Origin of the sequence: Paenibacillus dendritiformis, from assembly GCF_021654795.1 — a bacterium.
In the GTDB taxonomy this organism is placed as follows: domain Bacteria; phylum Bacillota; class Bacilli; order Paenibacillales; family Paenibacillaceae; genus Paenibacillus_B.
The window spans coordinates 229,734-246,183 of sequence record NZ_AP025344.1; the positions used below are offsets into that span (position 1 = coordinate 229,734).

The window sequence follows — 16,450 nt, forward strand, 5'->3', positions numbered from 1 at the left end:
GAGAGTCGGTGGATTCCAGCGTAAATCCCCAACCAGACGACCCGCATATCCGAATTGCGCATGAAATACACCGAGAGATGATCCGCCGGAAGTTTAATCAGCGGCAGCATGACATAATCAATTTCATATTGACGCTGAGCTGGGGGTGCGGGAAGCCATCGGCGATCATTCCTCAATTGAAGGACTTTGGATTATGTGGAGTCGGGAGTAATCACATACGGAATGCTCTTGAAACGCTGGTCGAAAATAAAGTGATTTTTTGGGAGCGAAGTTTGAATGCTTTTCAAATTAACAAGCACTATGACCAGTGGACGATAGACGCAGTTGGAAGTTTTAACTCAGGGAGAATGAAAGAATTAATCAAGTTAAATATCGAGAATCGGTCTCCAAACTTGGCGAAAAAAGTTCCCGAAAAGGGAAGCGACTTCCCAAATCGGGAAACGAAAAACGATTCCCAAAAAGGGAACTTGTTTCCCGAATCGGGAAATGACTTCCCGAAAGGGGAAGCGACCATTTCCCAAATAGGGAAGTCCTCATTTCCCAAAAAGGGAAACGAAAAACGCGATTTTTCCCGTCATATCAAGGCTCACGGGGCCCCGAAAGCAATTATTAAAGCAATAATAAAAAAGAATAACTGCAGTAGTAGTAAAGATACTGTAACTGAAAAAGGTACGGGGTCATCCAGCAGCAGCAACAACCATGAATACACATTCGGATACATATACCGTGCCTACGAAAAAAATTTCACGGAGAACGGGAATGTCACTGAGTTCGAAGCCGAAGACCTTGGATACCTTTATGACGATTACGGAGGCGAATGGCTGTTGAACGCAATGCGAGAGGCAGCACGACACAATGTAAAGACGCTGGCTTACGTGAGGGGCATTCTAAAGGGATACCAAGAGCGAGGCGGACCGCAGGAGCAGGTTACTCAACAAAAAGGGTTTCGTAGCCGGAAGCAAGACCAAATTGACGAACTCGATAGGTTCATCGAGGAGGAGAGAAGACGTGAAGATCGACGAAGCGGCTGAGTTGTTCAAAATCATCAAGCGCCATTATCCAAGCTTCGACGGGAGTGTTCAGAACGTGAAAGACAATTTCAGATACCTGAAAGATTTTCCCTTTGAAATTGCTTTGGAAAACGTGGACAAGCATATCATGACAGAGCGGTTCCCGCCGACGATTGCAGACATCCGCGGGCGACTAGGAGAGCAGATTGAACGCAACCGCATGAAACTTGAGACGAACGAATATTTCCACCAGCTGGACGCATGGCGCCAAAACGCGGCCCCGCCGCCGCCGGGCAACCTTGAACGGGTTCGGGCTCTTGTGAAGGGGGAAGGCGCATGAGTCAGCAGAAACAGCAGCAACCATCGCTGGCCGATATCCTTGGGACGGAACCACCGCAGGATCTCGCGGCAGAGCAGGCGGTACTCGGCGCGGTGCTGATCGACTCGCAGCTTATGGACATGCTGCAGGAACGACTGACGCCATCCGCTTTCTACGCTACGAAACACCAGAAGATTTTTCGGCGTATGGTGGAGCTGGCCAACGAAGGAAGCCCGATCGACATGTTGACGCTGGCCAACAAGCTCTCGGAGCATGACGAGGCTGCGGTGGTCGGTGGAGTCAGTTACCTATCGCGACTGTCAAGCAGCGTCCCGACCACGGCAAACACAGAGCATTATGCCGGCATCGTTCTCGAAAAGTACCTGTTGCGCCAGAGCATCGAGGCGAGCATGGCCCTAGTGGAGCAGGCGGTGACATCGGGGGACCCGACCAAGATCATATCCGGCCTGCAAGAAACAGCGACGCGGCTCGGAGATATTGCGGCGCCGAAGAAGGACTTTAGCCAGCTTGGCCCTGTGCTGCTATCCGTGTACGAAGAGGCCGAGAAGCGGTATATGACTCGTGACGAAGACCGCGGGATCACAGGATTGCCTTCCGGATTCCCCGACTTGGACAAGATGACGGCAGGCTTCCAGCGCAGCGACCTCATCATCGTTGCGGCCCGGCCATCGGTCGGAAAGACCGCATTCGCGCTCAACATCGCCCAGAACGTCGGTGTACGGACGAAAGAGACGGTTGCGATTTTCAGCCTTGAGATGTCCGAACAGCAGCTTGCGCAGCGTATGTTGTGTGCGGAAGCGCGGGTTGATGCCAGCAGGATGAGGACCGGATATTTCGAGGACGGCGATTGGGAGAAGCTGACGAACGGGATTGCCAAGCTTGCCGAGACTAATGTCTACATCGACGACACGCCAGGGCTGAATGTCTACGAGATCCGCGCTCGATGCCGCCGCCTCAAAAAAGAGCGGGGCTTGGGGATGATCATCATTGATTACCTGCAGCTTATCGCTGGCCGCGGCAAGCCGGGAGAGAACCGGCAGCAGGAAGTATCCGAGATATCACGGATGTTGAAGCAACTGGCCCGCGAGCTGGACGTCCCTGTCATTGCCCTATCGCAGCTGAGCCGGGGCGTGGAGCAGCGCCAGGACAAGCGCCCGATGATGTCCGACCTGCGGGAATCCGGTTCGATTGAGCAGGATGCCGACATTGTCGCTTTCTTGTACCGGGATGACTATTACGACAAAGAAACTGAGAAAAAGAACATCATCGAAATCATTATCGCCAAGCAGCGGAACGGCCCGGTCGGGACCGTCGAGCTGGTTTTCCTGAAACAATTCAATAAATTCGTAAGCTACGACCGGGAGCGGGATAAGCCTCAGCCTCCGGCAAAAGTGAGTGACATTAACAAACGCCGCTGGGCGAAATGAGGTGGGATTGGACATGAAGAAGCTACGAAAACCGACAAGACGGCAGAAGATGGAGCTTCGTCGGCAAAAACTGCTCCCGGATAACTGGTTTGTGGAGCGGGATGACGGCCAGCAGATGGTGATTGTGAGCAGGGAAAAAGGACAGGTGCGGCGGCTCCGGTGGGGAGCATGAGCGGAAGACCTTGGAGCCGGTGGAGCGTGTATGAATACATGAAGCACCGATTCGAGCGAACATACGAGGTGCCCGCCCGGGAAGAACTCGAAACGGAATTCGCTGACATCAATCCGGACGAGCTCGACGAGGGAATACGCGAGTTTGAGATGAGGCTGATGGTAAGCAGGGAGGACTTATCATGAAAATCATGGGAATTGATCACGGGACCAATTATGCCGGATGGGCGACTATGGTGGCCGGACGGCCGCGAAATTTTGGGCTTAGGGATTACACTGAAATCAAAATGCCGGCTGTACTCGATGCGATTTATCAAGACACGTATGGGCTTTTGAAACGGGAACGCCCGGATGTCGTCGTCTTGGAGCGTCCAGTCCATTTCAAGAATGCCAATAGCGTCTTGGCACTTGTGGGGGCTTACTCCATGGTGACGCTCGCGGCATTACATCTGGGAATCAGAATTGCAGAGATTCGGCCAACGGAACTCAAGATGCATACGGGGAAGGGGAATGCGGACAAGGAGACCGTCGCGGTCGAAATGCAGATGCTTTTCGGATTGGATTACGACGACATCGCCGTTCCTCTTTTCTACCAGAGAGACGACCCGAAAGGAAAGTACAAGAAGGGCGACATCAAGGAACGTTTATATGACCCGTCAGACGCCATTGCGCTCTGCTGGGCTTGTCATCAAAAAATCAAAAAAGGAGCTGCTTGACATGGGTTACATCGAGTCCGAGGGAACATTGATTGGAGCAAACATGAAGAAAGGCGGGAAGCTGGTTCTGCAAATCGAAGTTACGCAGGATCTAGAGAGCCGCGAAGATTACTACCACTTGCGGAAGATGATCGAGAAAAACGTCAGGTTCGCTCTGGAAAGCCAAGTTGTACAGTATAACGTCGAGGTCAATGCACGAACAGAGAAGCCAATCAAGCATTACCGGGTTGACGAAAAAGGGCTTGTTTCCGAGGTGAAGCCAGATGGTGAACAGGTAGAAATGGAACTGGAAGGAGTTCCGAAAGAGGAAGTACCAGTCAAACACGAAGCGAAGGAATCTGACAAGGACATCGTTGATGACTTCATCATTGCTCGCCTGGCGCCGTCATACGAGGATTTGCCTTACGACTTCCCCACATATATTCAGCGCATTCGGAGTGGGGAAACGTACCTCAAAATTGCGAATGAGCTGGAAATGAGCAGCGGGAAAGTTGCTGAAATCTTTGACGAATACCGGGCGCGGGTTGCGCCGCTGGCTGCCAAGTGGGACGAGTGGAGAAAAGGCAAAGTGCAGGACGAGCCTGAACCAGTAGCGGATAAGGCTGCGCAAGAAGATGCTCAGCCAGCGGATACCGGAGGTGACGAAGAGGATGGAGTGCCGGGAACGGTAGAGTTCGAAGATGACGACCAGAGCTCCGATCAAGAACCTGCTGCGGAGGAAGACCAGGGCGCGGCTGCCGAAGAAGTGGACAAGGAAGAGCTTGAAAAGTTCATTCTGGAACACCGCCCGTCCTATGACGACCTTCCAATCGACTTCCCGTCGCTGTTGGAGGAACGCCTCAGCTCGAATACCACGTGGCGGGAAATCGCCAATAAGATCGGCCTGACAAGCGGACAATTCTCGACACGGTGGACCGCGTATAAGAAGCGCGTCGCGAAGCAAATGAAAGAGAACGGCGGCGCCGCGTAAATCAAATAGGGGAGAGGTTGACGGCTGCAGCAGCACTTTGCGGCCGTCAAACCGAACATACATTCTTGAAAAAGGTGGGGGAACTCTTGGATGAAGCACTGCGCACTAGTAAGCGAGACGATTGGGGAACTCCTCAATGGCTATATGACCAACTTCATGAGGCGTTCTGCTTCACGGTCGACGTATGCGCGAATGAACAAAACCAAAAGCACCCGAATTACTTCGACATCGAAAAGAACGGCCTTGCCCAAGATTGGACAGGCGTCTGTTGGATGAATCCGCCATACGGTAGAGCTGTGAGCCGTTGGATGCGGAAAGCGGTCGAGGAAGCCCATAAAGGTGTGACGGTGGTAGGCTTGGTTGCAGCTCGCACTGATACGATTTGGTTCCAAGATAACGCACTTCTTGGCCGGATCTATTACCTCAAGGGGCGGTTGAAGTTCGAAGGAGCCGAGGACGGAGCTCCCTTCCCGTCGGCAATTGTGGTCTGGTATCCCGGCTGCAGCATGCGGGGCTCGTTCTACGTCCCGGCCAATCCTGCAGGGATATCGCAGATATGCATGGATCACAGATATACCGCCCAGTCGATGGGATTAGGAGGATAGCCATGGATCCTAAGGCAATGAAAACGGCGATAGAGGGAGTCTTCAAAACATACAGGTTCTATAACTTCATGAATAATATCAAGCTGGCCGAGACTCCGGAAGAGGCCCGCTGGTGTCAAGCCATTGATGAGGTTGTAGCCAACCTCGATCCGGACGAGCAGTTGATTATCAGAGAGAGGTACATGAAGAGAGAACGAATCACCGACACACAGGTATATTCATTCGCTTTCGAACCGTCGATCAGTGCGGTCACATACATGAAGATTCGAAGCCGGGCCTTTGAGAAGTTGCTGCACGCGTTCTCCATGTTGGGCCTGCTAGCTGGGGAGGGGAGAACTTGAGCATCCCAAGAATTTTACACTATCCCGGTTCGAAGTGGGAGCAGACCAGAGGAGAGAAGAAACATGCCTTATGTATGCATGAACCCGGATATAAAACGTAATATTCGTGCGGATCAACGAGCGAAGAGACGATCAGCCGAAAAAGTTGCATCTGGCGAGCGTTGGGAATTTGTCCGTGGGATGTACGGAAACGTCTATGAAGTCGTTGACCATGAACGAATGCGTTGGTATCGGCAGGATCACCCGATAGATGGGCAAGGCGATTTGTTCGATGGATTCCTCCCTCTTATGTGCGATTATTGCGGGAGCATCGTATCCAACAACGTAGAGCTTGTACACTACCATAGCGTTTACTGGTTCTTTGTTAGACCCAAACAACCAACCGCTGAATGGAAACGAAGTTTTGTAGACGTGAAATTTACTTGCTGTGATGAGTGCCAGCATGGTCCACTACCGATACCCCAGGGATTAATTGGGTACCACATGACGGAACTGTACCAAGATGGAAAATTGATATATACGCAAGAACGAAAAAAATGAAGGGGAGAGTGTAAAACGATGGATAGAAAAAATGCCGTAACAATTCTTAATATTTTGAACACCGAGGCCTTCGAACGGAACGGCGGAGAAGACGCATATATCTTGGTCCATGATACCGATCGAGTACGGAGTATGCTTCGGGCGGCAGGCGTCACGGATGAACAGATGGATGAATCAGGGGATAGAGGCGAATATATTGACCTACTCGCTCTTGCTATCAACAACTTTATTGCAGATAACTACGAAAAAGGGCGGTTCGTTATTTGGGGGCCGATAGACAACAGTCTACGTCATCGAGTGATAAATGGCGAGGGCACTCCTAGTGATGCATGTCGGCTCTTGAAAGCATTGGAGCCGGAATTGTTCCCAGAAACGATATAGGGCCTTCGGGCCCTCTAAGGGAGGTAACGGGATGATACTAACAGTTGAACAGCGCGCTGCCGGACTTAAAGCTATTGATGAAGCGAAGGATGCATATATAAACGATCTACATAAGGAACGGGCGCTGATCAAAGCAGCGGAACTATTTCGCGCAGACGGTATTACAGCATGGGAAGAAGTAGAACGGTTGAAAGAAGAATGTTTCGAATATGAAATGCTTGCTGCTCGTTTCCAGTCGCTTCTTTCCGAAACATTGCGCGAGCTTGAATGGTACGCAAATTGGACAACTTGGATCCACGGCCGATATGAAGGTGGATCATTCATCTCCTGGGCAGTGGATGATGGCGGTGCAAGAGCCAAGGCAGCCATACAGCGCATACAGGAGGGGATAGCAGAATGAGCGACTATTATCTGAGTGGACAAGTTGAAAAGTGTGGGGCCTGCAATGGAAGAGGATACACATCCTCGGAAAATCATCCTGATTGCCCGGTGTGCAGCGGCGCAGGTTATGTAAAGGTTGAGGAGGGGAAGCAGTCATGACCGAAAGACGCAAAGAACTTCTGAAGCGACTTGAAAATTTCAAGGCTGTTCCGGGGCATGGGCCAGATATAGATGCGAAAACTGATGATGAACTGGAATTGTATTTGAGCCTACTTGAAACCATGTTCAAACGCGCATTCACCCAAGCAGATGACGAGGAAGGAGTTAGTGTAGAAAGATGACCGACTATAAGAAAGTGACCTCATATACATTGAATCCAGAGCAGTTGAAGGCTGAACGTGAACGTCTGGATGCGCTGAAACCGCGGAAATATAAGGGACAGACTGCAATACTTGCCTCCCAGATGAGCCATAACGGTAAGTACATGAAGAAGGGCGGGGAATGGTTTTGAGCCTTCACACATTGAAAGTGTGGCCAGAGCATTTCGAGGCTGTAACGGAGCCGGACCCTTGCTGGCGCAAGACGGTTGAAATTCGGCTGGATGATCGAGGCTACGAGGTGGGCGACACGCTTCACCTGAAAGAATGGGACCCCCGAACCGAGACGTACAGCGGTTGGGATGCAAAAGTCCTTGTAACGCATATTTTACGGGGCGCCCCGTGGCTGCCTGCTGGGTACGTAGCGATGTCAATACTTCTGGAAAAATAAAAGACGGCCTCCGCGAATCCTTGGCCGGGCTGCGGGGGCGGTCAAAAACGTATTTCCTTCTTTCCAAATATACCACACAAAGGGGAATGAGGGGAATGGCGATGGAGTGGGCACAGGGTGAACTCTTTTCAAAGGCGACAGATGCAGAGATCCAACGAGCGAAATTCCTGCTCGAAAAATATATACACATGGTCGCGCTGATGCGCGATTTTGAAGCATTCGAACAGGAACTGGCGCAAGTGGCCGTCGATGGGGAGACGGGCCGGCGGATAGACCAAGATGATCTGCATGCAGACAAGACGGCGAACGCCGTCATTCTGACCGAAAAGCAGAAATGGGTGTATGAGCAATATCGATTCTACACGACCATGCTGCGCCGGGCTGCTGGCTTGATCCAAGACGAAGATGCGAAGCGGGCGGTCGAGTATCGGTTCTTTCAGGGTTACAGCCGCAAGGAGACGATCCTTTTCTTCCGCCGCGGCTTGTCGGACAGCACAATAGACAGACGGATCGAGGAAGGTACCACCTCGATCGCAAACACATTGAAGCTGCTAGGGTTCTTCGAACGGGACGAGATGAAATTTTGACGAAAACGTGGGACATTCTGGGGAATCTTGACGAACACGTGAGGAAAGAACCGTGTTACTATGGCAGTGTGGAAATGAGGCGAGAATGACACGCACGGCCGTCCAGCAGGCGGCGCATTACCGGGGCGTACCTCTTCTCGCCTTTTTGAATCTATGAGATGAGCTTAACGAAGATCGCCAGCAAACCAAAGGCAACAACTAGCGGGTATAGACGTTGTAAAACGATCTCATCCCAAAGTAATTCAAAAATCCGCAATATGTCTCACCCCTTTCTTTACTTACTACTAGAATATACCAGTTGAAGGACAATATCAAAATAGTGAGGAATTCGAAGAATTGCAGGGCCGTATTCCTTAAAGTAATGAAAACCGATAATTAGAGATTTTGACATCGATTTTAACGGTTCGTTAAAATGCTCTTAGATCCACGTATATAGTTACAAAGTACAAAATGATTTTAAAGCAAAAAGCGCAGCGATTTTGCGGCGGACGTTTGCGGGCGCCACTGTTCAAACAAGCCTCTTTGCTCAAATTAACTTTATAAATAATACGAAGTCGTTCCTTCAATGGGGCGGCTTTTTTTATTGGGGGAATGTATTGTGAAGAAGAAAAAGAAGCGAATCAAAGATCCGCCGAAGCAGCCAGCTCTTTGTAAAGGCTGTTTTTGGGGAGAATGGACAGGAACAAAACAATTTTGTGGCAGGCGTCCTTGTGTTAAAATTTGAATTATAGGGAGGGAGTAAATCATGGTTAATACTATACATTTGAAAGAGTTATACTTGAATGGCAACCCAATTCATTTTGAAGATGCGCAAATAATCGTGACTGAAGAAGGCTATTCGAAGAGTTGGGAGTTATGGGTCAGCGGACATTACTTCGAATTGAGTGTTTCTAAAACGAATAAGTTAGACATGGTTAGTGTTGATGGTAAAAAATATGAAGGTGTTGCTGTGACGGATTCACCTAACACACTTCTAGGTGATGGTAAATTGATAGAATTAGATAATTAGCACCTTCGGGTGCTTTTTCTTTTGCCTCGAAACGACGAAATAAGAGGCGATTTGAGGAACGCATGTTCTAATACTTCCAAGTACCGGGACAAGAACAGAAAACGGCAGGGCGGGGCCGTAGAATCGCCGTGCGGACGTATTACGCATGCACCCGCGAGAAACCAACACAACACAATGGAGGTGTGGTCGTGGACATCAGAACTATCTCAATCGAGAGGATCAATGCGGCAGCGTACAATCCCCGCGTTGACCTGCAGCCGGACGATCCGGAATACCAGAAGCTGCGCCGTAGCATTGAGGAATTTGGCTACGTCGAGCCGATCGTCTGGAACGAGCGAACCGGGAACATGGTCGGCGGGCACCAGAGATACAAGATCCTTGTCAACGAGCAGGGTCGCACGGAGGTAGAGGTATCCGCCGTCGACCTTGACGAGACGCAGGAGCGGCTGTTGAATCTGGCCTTGAACAGGGTTTCTGGCCGCTGGGATGACGAGGCTCTTATGAAGCTGATCGACGAGTTGGAGTCCGATGGAGCGGATCTATCCCTATCCGGTTTTGACCTGGACGAGGTTGATAATCTAAAGACTGAATATGCCTTGGACGAAATTTTTGAGGAAGAACTAGAAAATGAGCCGTCGTCTCTGGTGGAACGCTTTGGGGTTCCGCCATTCACCGTATTTGATGCTCGCCAAGGATACTGGCAAGATCGGAAACGTGCGTGGTTAGGACTTGGAATTAAGAGTGAAGACGGGAGAAAAGACACCCTTCTCTACAACTTGGACAAACAATCCGAGTATGTGAGGAAGGCGATGGAAGCTTGCGGCGGTGGGACTAGCGTTTTCGACCCAGTCCTCTGCGAAATTGTATACCGATGGTTTTGCCCGCAGGATGGTCGAATCTTAGACCCGTTCGCGGGTGGGTCGGTCAGGGGGATTGTAGCTCACTATCTGGGATACTCGTATACCGGCATTGACCTGCGCCCGGAACAGGTTGAGGCGAATAGGAAGCAGGCGGACAAAATGCTTGCTGAGGGGGTATTGAGATCCACTCCTGAATGGATTCAGGGAGATTCAATTAACATCAAAAAGTTGGCAGGCCATGTGCAGGCAGACCTTATTTTCTCATGTCCACCATATGCTGATTTGGAAGTTTATTCGGATGACCCCGCGGACCTGTCGAATATGGAATACGAAGACTTTCTTACAGCATATCGACAAATTATTGCGGATGCGGTCTCCCAGCTCAAAGAAAATAGGTTTGCCTGCTTTGTCGTCGGTGATGTCCGCGATAAGCGCGGGCTATATCGTAATTTTGTATCCCATACGATTCAAGCTTTCACAGATGCCGGCATGCACTTGTACAATGAGGGTGTATTACTCAATTCGGTTGGGACCGTAGCGCTAAGAGTGGGCAGGCAATTTACCACGATGAGAAAATTAGGGAAGTGTCATCAAAACGTGTTGTTTTTCTTCAAAGGCAATCCGAAGATGATAAAAGGAGAATTTTCCTATATCGAAGTGGATACAGATATTTTCGAGAAATATGCGTAAATCTCCTCGATTCGACCTAAGTCCTGTTATATCATCTGGATAATCAATTAACGAGGAGCGATGAAAGCATGGACAAGGAGATTTCATATTTAAAGGAACAGGCTGAGACTTACCGGGCCCTATACAAACGAAATATGGTAAGTCGACAGGAGGCTTTGGAGAGCGTTACACCATATATCGATGCGGTAAATCAAAAATCCGTATCGCTAGCGAAGAAATATAACCTCCGCCCGAAGTTAGTGAATGTTTCATCCTATTTACGGTAAAAAGAGGGCGCGTCAACGCCCTCCTACGCAGCCAGGTTCCCCCGGCTGAGATAGTGGAAACCCGTGGCCACGGAAGCGCAAGCCACTATCTCGACATCATTGTAATGGAAGTCGAGGGGAACGGCAATGGGAACAAATTGTGAACATGATGTGTTGTTGCAGCATGAGCTTGCCGTCATGGAGGGGATTCTTGAAAGCAAGGAGCAGTACCGGAAGATCGTAAAAGCCGGAATCGCTCGCTGGGTAAAGGACTTTCAAGACGGCCGGATCGAAATCAAAACCGTTGACGACCTGAAAAAGCTCATCGAAATAGATATCGAGTTGCAGAAGGACGACATCTGACAGGTGTCGTTTTTTTCGTGGGGGTGGGGTGATATGTAGTGGCAAGGGAACGAAGCCCGCAGCGAGACGAAGCCAGGAAGATGTGGCTGGACAGCGGCGGCAAAATGAAGCTGAAGGACATTGCTGCCGCCCTCGGGCTCGGGGAGACGCAGGTCCGAAAGTGGAAGAGCGTCGACCGTTGGGCCGATGCTTTGAATAGTAACGTTACCAATGAATCCAATAGTAACGTTACCAATCGACGGCGGGGTCCCGGCGCCCCGAAAGGGAACAAGAACGCAGTCGGTAACCGCGGCGGCGCACCCAAGGGAAATCAGAATGCTGTCGGCAATAAAGGCGGCACCGGCGGGCCGTATGGCAATAAGAAGGCGGTCACGACCGGGGAATATGAAACAATCTGGATGGATGCACTCGAAGAGGACGAACAGGAGCTCGTCGAGCAGGTTGACACCGATCCTGTCCAGCAGGCAGACGAGGCGATCAAACTCCTTACCATACGGGAGCGCCGCATGCTGCAGCGGATCGGGAAGTTGATGAACGGCCTATCTGAAACGCAGCGGCGAGTGCTGAGCGAGTTGAAGGCAATCAAAGACGTCATGACCGTTCACGACGAAAAAACGGGCGTCACTAAGACGGTGCCCATTACCCGGACGGAGATGGTCGAATCTGAGATTGAGGAAACGGAATACAGAGCCATTGACGATATCATCAAGCTTGAAGAGGCGTTGACCCGAGTCCAGGACAAGAAACTCAAGGCCATCGAGCTGATGAACAAACTGATCGCAATTGACGAGGAAAAGCAAGTCCGGACGGCCATCTTGCAAATTGAGTTGCAGAAGCTTCAAGGTGCTGAGGGAGCAACGGCGAGCTGGACGGATGCGCTGAGGGAGATTGCAGAGAAACGGCGGAAGGTGAAGGCGGATGGGTAAGCCGTATAACGTGGTTTCCGACCTCGTTACCCTCATTGACCTGTATTGGGATGATCCGGTCGCCTTCGCAGAGGATATGCTCGAATTCGACCCGGACGACTGGCAGCGGGCAGCGATGGCCGACGTGGCCATCCATCCGCGGGTGAGCATTCGTTCCGGACAAGGTGTCGGCAAGACAGCGTTTGAGGCGGCCCTAATCATATGGTTCCTTTGTTGCCGCCCGAATCCGAAGGTCGTTTGTACAGCTCCGACCCGGCAGCAGCTCCACGACGTCCTTTGGGCCGAAGTGGCCAAATGGTTGGAACGCTCAATGGTCAAAAACTTGCTCAAATGGACGAAGACGAAGGTCTACATGGTGGGCCACGAACAGCGGTGGTTCGCGACTGCGCGGACGGCCACGAAGCCGGAGAATATGCAGGGCTTTCACGAAGATTACATGCTGTTCATTGTGGACGAAGCTTCCGGCGTAAAGGATGACATCATGGAAGCCATCCTCGGGACACTTTCCGGGGATGAGAACAAGTTGGTTATGTGCGGGAACCCGACGCGGACTAGTGGCACCTTCTACGATTCCCATCACAAGGATCGGGGCGACTATCGGGCGCATAAGGTTTCCAGCCGGGACAGCCGGCGCACCAACAAGAAAAACATCGAAATGCTGGAGAGAAAGTATGGCCGGGATAGCGATGTGGTTCGCGTTCGGGTGGATGGGGAGTTCCCCCGTGCTGAGCCGGACACCTTCATAGCGTTAGAACTGGCCGAGGCGGCCGCCATGCGGGAAGTGTACTTCCGGGAAGACGGGGCACTCGACATACCGGATGCGGAGCCTCTTGAAATCGGCGTTGACGTTGCTCGCTTTGGTGACGACGAAACGGTCATTGTGCCGCGAGTCGGCTTACTGGTTCCGCTCATCAAGACGTATACCAAGAAGGACACCATGGAGACGGCCGGATGGGTCATCAACTTGGCAAAGGAATTGATGCTGAAATACGGGCGCCCGCGCTGCACCGTCAAAATTGACGATGATGGCGTCGGCGGCGGAGTAACCGACCGGGTTAGGGAAGTTGTCCGAGAAGAGGGGCTGTACATCGATGTGATCGACTGCCACAACGGCGGAAAGGCGGACGACCCCGATCACTATGATAACTGGGGTACGGAAGCCTGGGCAAATGTCCGGGATCTGCTGCAGGCGGGAGATATTCAGATTCCGAACGACGAGGACCTGATTGGGCAGCTTTCCACCCGAAAGTATACCGTTACCAGCAAAGGGCGTATCATTCTAGAATCGAAAAAAGAAATGAAAAAGCGGGGCCTCCGATCACCTGACCGGGCGGACGCGCTTGTTTTGGCCTTCGCAAAATCCGGCATGGTTATTGATCCGGCTGCGGCCGGTTTACTGAGAGGAGGGAGAGTATATGGCTAGTTGGTGGCAGCGAGCGGTTGGGGAAATGTCAAAGCTTCGGCAAGGCTTATCCGGCCTTTGGGGGCTTGTAACAAGCGGCATAGGCGGTGCGTATAAGCTTGACTCGACTCGAGTAAATTACACAAAAGCCCGGGCGCTTTATGACAACACAGAAGAGAACTACAAGCTCGGTGCTGGCTTTGCCAAAAAGATAGTCAACTCGACTGTCGGATTTATGGGCGTGCCTGAAATAAAAAGTGCCGATGAAGATGCCCAAGAGAGGCTGCAGGAGTTTTTTAAGCAGAATCACTCAAGGGTCCAGCGGACGCAGTTGAACGCCATCAAGGAAGGCGACTGCTTTGTTTGGCTCACACGGGAGGACACTGATTCACCGCTTTTTCCAGAAGAGAGGAAGCGACTGGTTTACAATATCCTTCCACCCGATCAGGTGCAGAAAATCAACCGTAACCCAATCACAGGGGAGGCAATTGAGTACATCCTTGAATCGACGCATACCTGGATGGATGAATCCGGGGCGAACCGCCGAGCGACGATCAAGCAACGTATCAGCGCTGAGAGGCGCTTGATTGAAATTGAGGGAGACATCCCTCCAGGCATAGAAGTTGGGGAAACACCGAACCCGTGGGGATTCATCCCCATTGTTCATTTCAAAAATGAGGGCGACGAGACCATGGAATTTGGGAAAAGTGACCTTGAATCGGTGGAGCCTTTTTTGAAGGTGTACCATGACGTATTCATGCATGCGGTACAGGGTTCGAAGATGCACAGCACGCCACGCTTGAAACTGAAACTGAAAGACGTGGCAGGCTTCCTGCGTAACAACTTCGGCATCAATGACCCGGCTGAATTTGCTAAGAAGGGCGGAAAAATTGACCTGAGCGGACATGAAATGTTGATATTCCAGGGCGAAGAAGATGCAGATTTCATCGAAGCTAAGTCAGCGAGCGGTGATGCAACCGCATTGCTAAAATTCATTTTCTATTGCATCACTTCATCGTCAGAAACGCCTGAATTTGTCTTCGGCGTTCACATGCCGTCATCGCTGGCTTCGACAAAAGAACAGATGCCTGTGTTCATCCAGAAGATTGAACGCAAGCGTCAGGAGTTCACCGATTCATGGAAGCTGCTTGCACGGATGGTGCTGGCTATGATTTCACAGGCCGAGAATATCAGCTTTAGCACCTACGAGACGGAGCTGGTCTGGGAGAATATCGACCCACGCGACAGCAAAGATGCTGCCGAGGAACTGAAGTCCATTGTAGAAGCATTGGACACGGCAGTATCTGGCCAAATGATGTCCTTGGAGGCTGCTGTCCAGTATCTCAAATACTGGGTAGATACGATCCGTGACTATGAAAGCGATGACCCGGACGTGGCTGGCGAAAAGGATCGAATATTGCAGACATCCATCTTCCGCGCCCGGTTATTCGACGCGGCATACCTTGATGAAGAAAGGAAGGCTGCCTCATGAGTCGGATCGTCAAATCTGTTGAAGAGACGCTGCGGCAGCTTATGCGGACGACTGGTCCATACCTGCAATGGGCGCTTGCAGCCCGGAAGAAGTATATCGACCTCCGGCTCGGCCAGGATCAAGAAGTCCGTCGAATTTATATCCGCGCTGCGGACAAAGTAGCAAGGGAAATACGTCGCATGAGGCAGCAAGGCTACGGCAATCAGATGAACGTCCGGTATTTGACCGCTCTTGAGCTCTCACTGCGCCAGAACAGCATCACGGAGGCCTTGCAGGGGATTGTAAGCAGCAGCATCGAGAAGGCCGTGGAAGCAGGCACAAGCTATTCCTATGAAGTCACACTCTCACAGATATCACGGACGGAGCTCTCGAAGGGACCGGTAAAGAGGGCGTTTTTCAGAGCCAATACGCAGGCGGTCGAGGCCTGCTGGGCAAGGACCCAGGGAGGGTTGCATCTATCTGACCGGATATGGCGGCATGGGGAGAAAGCCCGAACTGCAATCACCGAAATCATCCAGGATGCGGTTGCAACCGGCGAGGACCCCCTGGAGACGGCGCGGGCTCTTGAAAAATATGTCCGGCGTGGGAAAAAGACGCTTGCCTATGAATATCCAAACATGATGGAACGAATGGGCAGCCGGATACCGCAGGACATTAGCTATGAGGCGCTGCGCCTCGTCCGGACGGAGACGGCAGCAGCATTCGGGGAAGGTACGATCGCCGCGGCCAGCGTCTCTCCATCTTATACCGGAATGAAGTGGTTATTGTCGAATCATTCTGACCCATGCCAAGTATGCAAGAAATTCGCGGAAGTTGACCACGGCCTCGGTAGGGGCGTCTGGCCACCCGGTGAAGAGCCACCTTTTCCGGCCCATCCCAATGATATGTGCACGCTTGTTTCGGTGCATGAGGATACGGACGCCTTTATCGACCGCCTGAATGCCTGGATGACGAATCCTGCATCCCAGCCGGATCTTGAGAAATGGTATCAGGAGGTATATTCCAAGGTGGCATAGTATCCTTTCCATATGCGCGGTATGATGGATTCATAGAAGCGTATAGGAGGGTTGAACATGTCAGGAGGAATTGAGTTTGAAATCCCGTTGATTCCGACCGAGGAAGAGCTTAGGCAAATGCGGAAGGAACAGACGAAGGATAAGCTTCAAGTGCTGGATGGAGGTAAGGATAACAACATAGACGATGAAGAATAAGCGCCCTGAAAAGGC

General features: G+C 51.4%; 24 protein-coding genes. All 24 read left to right on the plus strand.

What is annotated here, in order from left to right; genetic code table 11:
- Positions 1–8: 8 nt before the first annotated feature.
- The 24 genes from L6439_RS01080 to L6439_RS01195 all read left to right on the plus strand — a co-directional run bounded on the left by L6439_RS01080 (position 9) and on the right by L6439_RS01195 (position 16,435).
- Positions 9–1,031, plus strand: a complete 1,023-nt coding sequence (locus L6439_RS01080) for a replication protein (RefSeq protein ID WP_213468607.1) — start codon at positions 9–11, stop codon at positions 1,029–1,031.
- A complete protein-coding gene (locus tag L6439_RS01085) occupies positions 1,009–1,350 on the plus strand; it encodes a hypothetical protein (RefSeq protein WP_213468608.1) in 342 nt (113 codons plus the stop codon). The genes L6439_RS01080 and L6439_RS01085 overlap by 23 nt, the downstream gene beginning before the upstream one ends.
- Positions 1,347–2,777, plus strand: coding sequence for a replicative DNA helicase (dnaB, locus tag L6439_RS01090; RefSeq protein WP_213468609.1), 1,431 nt, complete (start codon positions 1,347–1,349; stop codon positions 2,775–2,777). The genes L6439_RS01085 and dnaB overlap by 4 nt, the downstream gene beginning before the upstream one ends.
- A gap of 13 nt (positions 2,778–2,790) precedes the next feature.
- Entirely contained in the window at positions 2,791–2,949 is a 159-nt protein-coding gene (locus L6439_RS01095; RefSeq protein ID WP_182914571.1) for a DUF6906 family protein, read from the plus strand.
- On the plus strand, positions 2,946–3,134 hold the full coding sequence (locus L6439_RS01100; RefSeq protein ID WP_213468781.1) for a hypothetical protein: 189 nt from the start codon (positions 2,946–2,948) through the stop codon (positions 3,132–3,134). Before L6439_RS01095 ends, L6439_RS01100 begins: the two co-directional genes overlap by 4 nt.
- Positions 3,131–3,664 (plus strand): crossover junction endodeoxyribonuclease RuvC, encoded by a 534-nt coding sequence (locus tag L6439_RS01105; protein WP_213468610.1) that lies wholly within the window; start codon positions 3,131–3,133, stop codon positions 3,662–3,664. The genes L6439_RS01100 and L6439_RS01105 overlap by 4 nt, the downstream gene beginning before the upstream one ends.
- A gap of 1 nt (position 3,665) precedes the next feature.
- A complete protein-coding gene (locus tag L6439_RS01110) occupies positions 3,666–4,634 on the plus strand; it encodes a hypothetical protein (RefSeq protein WP_213468611.1) in 969 nt (322 codons plus the stop codon).
- An 86-nt stretch (positions 4,635–4,720) separates the two neighbouring features.
- The gene (locus L6439_RS01115) at positions 4,721–5,239 is read left to right on the plus strand and encodes a phage N-6-adenine-methyltransferase (protein ID WP_237096699.1); all 519 of its coding nucleotides are present in this window, start codon (positions 4,721–4,723) and stop codon (positions 5,237–5,239) included.
- A 2-nt stretch (positions 5,240–5,241) separates the two neighbouring features.
- On the plus strand, positions 5,242–5,580 hold the full coding sequence (locus L6439_RS01120; protein WP_213468612.1) for a hypothetical protein: 339 nt from the start codon (positions 5,242–5,244) through the stop codon (positions 5,578–5,580).
- Positions 5,581–5,643: 63 nt separating this feature from the next.
- Complete coding sequence (locus tag L6439_RS01125; protein WP_213468613.1) at positions 5,644–6,120, plus strand: hypothetical protein; 477 nt, start codon at positions 5,644–5,646, stop codon at positions 6,118–6,120.
- Positions 6,121–6,138: 18 nt separating this feature from the next.
- On the plus strand, positions 6,139–6,501 hold the full coding sequence (locus L6439_RS01130) for a hypothetical protein (protein WP_213468614.1): 363 nt from the start codon (positions 6,139–6,141) through the stop codon (positions 6,499–6,501).
- Positions 6,502–6,532: 31 nt separating this feature from the next.
- Entirely contained in the window at positions 6,533–6,901 is a 369-nt protein-coding gene (locus tag L6439_RS01135; protein ID WP_213468615.1) for a hypothetical protein, read from the plus strand.
- A gap of 136 nt (positions 6,902–7,037) precedes the next feature.
- On the plus strand, positions 7,038–7,223 hold the full coding sequence (locus L6439_RS01140; RefSeq protein WP_213468616.1) for a hypothetical protein: 186 nt from the start codon (positions 7,038–7,040) through the stop codon (positions 7,221–7,223).
- Positions 7,220–7,393 (plus strand): hypothetical protein, encoded by a 174-nt coding sequence (locus tag L6439_RS01145; protein ID WP_213468617.1) that lies wholly within the window; start codon positions 7,220–7,222, stop codon positions 7,391–7,393. Before L6439_RS01140 ends, L6439_RS01145 begins: the two co-directional genes overlap by 4 nt.
- Complete coding sequence (locus L6439_RS01150) at positions 7,384–7,650, plus strand: DUF3850 domain-containing protein (protein ID WP_213468618.1); 267 nt, start codon at positions 7,384–7,386, stop codon at positions 7,648–7,650. Before L6439_RS01145 ends, L6439_RS01150 begins: the two co-directional genes overlap by 10 nt.
- Positions 7,651–7,745: 95 nt before the next feature.
- Entirely contained in the window at positions 7,746–8,237 is a 492-nt protein-coding gene (locus L6439_RS01155) for a hypothetical protein (RefSeq protein ID WP_213468619.1), read from the plus strand.
- A 745-nt stretch (positions 8,238–8,982) separates the two neighbouring features.
- The gene (locus L6439_RS01160) at positions 8,983–9,246 is read left to right on the plus strand and encodes a hypothetical protein (protein WP_213468620.1); all 264 of its coding nucleotides are present in this window, start codon (positions 8,983–8,985) and stop codon (positions 9,244–9,246) included.
- 188 nt (positions 9,247–9,434) lie between these two features.
- A complete protein-coding gene (locus tag L6439_RS01165; RefSeq protein ID WP_213468621.1) occupies positions 9,435–10,796 on the plus strand; it encodes a ParB N-terminal domain-containing protein in 1,362 nt (453 codons plus the stop codon).
- 392 nt (positions 10,797–11,188) lie between these two features.
- Positions 11,189–11,404 (plus strand): hypothetical protein, encoded by a 216-nt coding sequence (locus tag L6439_RS01170; RefSeq protein WP_213468622.1) that lies wholly within the window; start codon positions 11,189–11,191, stop codon positions 11,402–11,404.
- An 80-nt stretch (positions 11,405–11,484) separates the two neighbouring features.
- Positions 11,485–12,330 carry a phage terminase small subunit gene (terS, locus tag L6439_RS01175; RefSeq protein ID WP_213468623.1) on the plus strand — a complete coding sequence of 282 codons (846 nt, stop codon included), beginning with the start codon at positions 11,485–11,487 and terminating at the stop codon, positions 12,328–12,330.
- Positions 12,323–13,753 (plus strand): phage terminase large subunit, encoded by a 1,431-nt coding sequence (locus L6439_RS01180; protein WP_213468624.1) that lies wholly within the window; start codon positions 12,323–12,325, stop codon positions 13,751–13,753. Before terS ends, L6439_RS01180 begins: the two co-directional genes overlap by 8 nt.
- Entirely contained in the window at positions 13,746–15,224 is a 1,479-nt protein-coding gene (locus tag L6439_RS01185) for a phage portal protein (RefSeq protein WP_213468625.1), read from the plus strand. The genes L6439_RS01180 and L6439_RS01185 overlap by 8 nt, the downstream gene beginning before the upstream one ends.
- On the plus strand, positions 15,221–16,240 hold the full coding sequence (locus L6439_RS01190; protein WP_213468626.1) for a retron-type reverse transcriptase: 1,020 nt from the start codon (positions 15,221–15,223) through the stop codon (positions 16,238–16,240). Before L6439_RS01185 ends, L6439_RS01190 begins: the two co-directional genes overlap by 4 nt.
- A gap of 57 nt (positions 16,241–16,297) precedes the next feature.
- Positions 16,298–16,435 (plus strand): hypothetical protein, encoded by a 138-nt coding sequence (locus L6439_RS01195; RefSeq protein ID WP_213468627.1) that lies wholly within the window; start codon positions 16,298–16,300, stop codon positions 16,433–16,435.
- The last annotated feature ends 15 nt before the right edge of the window (positions 16,436–16,450 follow it).

What these genes read in the sequence shown, in the direction of transcription:
- L6439_RS01190 (WP_213468626.1), top strand. Translation starts at nt 15,221, where the DNA reads ATGAGTCGGATCGTCAAATCTGTTGAAGAGACGCTGCGGCAGCTTATG.
- L6439_RS01195 (WP_213468627.1), top strand. Translation starts at nt 16,298, where the DNA reads ATGTCAGGAGGAATTGAGTTTGAAATCCCGTTGATTCCGACCGAGGAA.
- L6439_RS01110 (WP_213468611.1), top strand. Translation starts at nt 3,666, where the DNA reads ATGGGTTACATCGAGTCCGAGGGAACATTGATTGGAGCAAACATGAAG.
- L6439_RS01135 (WP_213468615.1), top strand. Translation starts at nt 6,533, where the DNA reads ATGATACTAACAGTTGAACAGCGCGCTGCCGGACTTAAAGCTATTGAT.
- L6439_RS01160 (WP_213468620.1), top strand. Translation starts at nt 8,983, where the DNA reads ATGGTTAATACTATACATTTGAAAGAGTTATACTTGAATGGCAACCCA.
- L6439_RS01120 (WP_213468612.1), top strand. Translation starts at nt 5,242, where the DNA reads ATGGATCCTAAGGCAATGAAAACGGCGATAGAGGGAGTCTTCAAAACA.
- L6439_RS01180 (WP_213468624.1), top strand. Translation starts at nt 12,323, where the DNA reads ATGGGTAAGCCGTATAACGTGGTTTCCGACCTCGTTACCCTCATTGAC.
- L6439_RS01170 (WP_213468622.1), top strand. Translation starts at nt 11,189, where the DNA reads ATGGGAACAAATTGTGAACATGATGTGTTGTTGCAGCATGAGCTTGCC.
- L6439_RS01140 (WP_213468616.1), top strand. Translation starts at nt 7,038, where the DNA reads ATGACCGAAAGACGCAAAGAACTTCTGAAGCGACTTGAAAATTTCAAG.
- L6439_RS01155 (WP_213468619.1), top strand. Translation starts at nt 7,746, where the DNA reads ATGGCGATGGAGTGGGCACAGGGTGAACTCTTTTCAAAGGCGACAGAT.
- L6439_RS01105 (WP_213468610.1), top strand. Translation starts at nt 3,131, where the DNA reads ATGAAAATCATGGGAATTGATCACGGGACCAATTATGCCGGATGGGCG.
- L6439_RS01100 (WP_213468781.1), top strand. Translation starts at nt 2,946, where the DNA reads ATGAGCGGAAGACCTTGGAGCCGGTGGAGCGTGTATGAATACATGAAG.
- dnaB (WP_213468609.1), top strand. Translation starts at nt 1,347, where the DNA reads ATGAGTCAGCAGAAACAGCAGCAACCATCGCTGGCCGATATCCTTGGG.
- L6439_RS01125 (WP_213468613.1), top strand. Translation starts at nt 5,644, where the DNA reads ATGCCTTATGTATGCATGAACCCGGATATAAAACGTAATATTCGTGCG.
- terS (WP_213468623.1), top strand. Translation starts at nt 11,485, where the DNA reads ATGTGGCTGGACAGCGGCGGCAAAATGAAGCTGAAGGACATTGCTGCC.
- L6439_RS01150 (WP_213468618.1), top strand. Translation starts at nt 7,384, where the DNA reads ATGGTTTTGAGCCTTCACACATTGAAAGTGTGGCCAGAGCATTTCGAG.
- L6439_RS01185 (WP_213468625.1), top strand. Translation starts at nt 13,746, where the DNA reads ATGGCTAGTTGGTGGCAGCGAGCGGTTGGGGAAATGTCAAAGCTTCGG.
- L6439_RS01095 (WP_182914571.1), top strand. Translation starts at nt 2,791, where the DNA reads ATGAAGAAGCTACGAAAACCGACAAGACGGCAGAAGATGGAGCTTCGT.
- L6439_RS01145 (WP_213468617.1), top strand. Translation starts at nt 7,220, where the DNA reads ATGACCGACTATAAGAAAGTGACCTCATATACATTGAATCCAGAGCAG.
- L6439_RS01130 (WP_213468614.1), top strand. Translation starts at nt 6,139, where the DNA reads ATGGATAGAAAAAATGCCGTAACAATTCTTAATATTTTGAACACCGAG.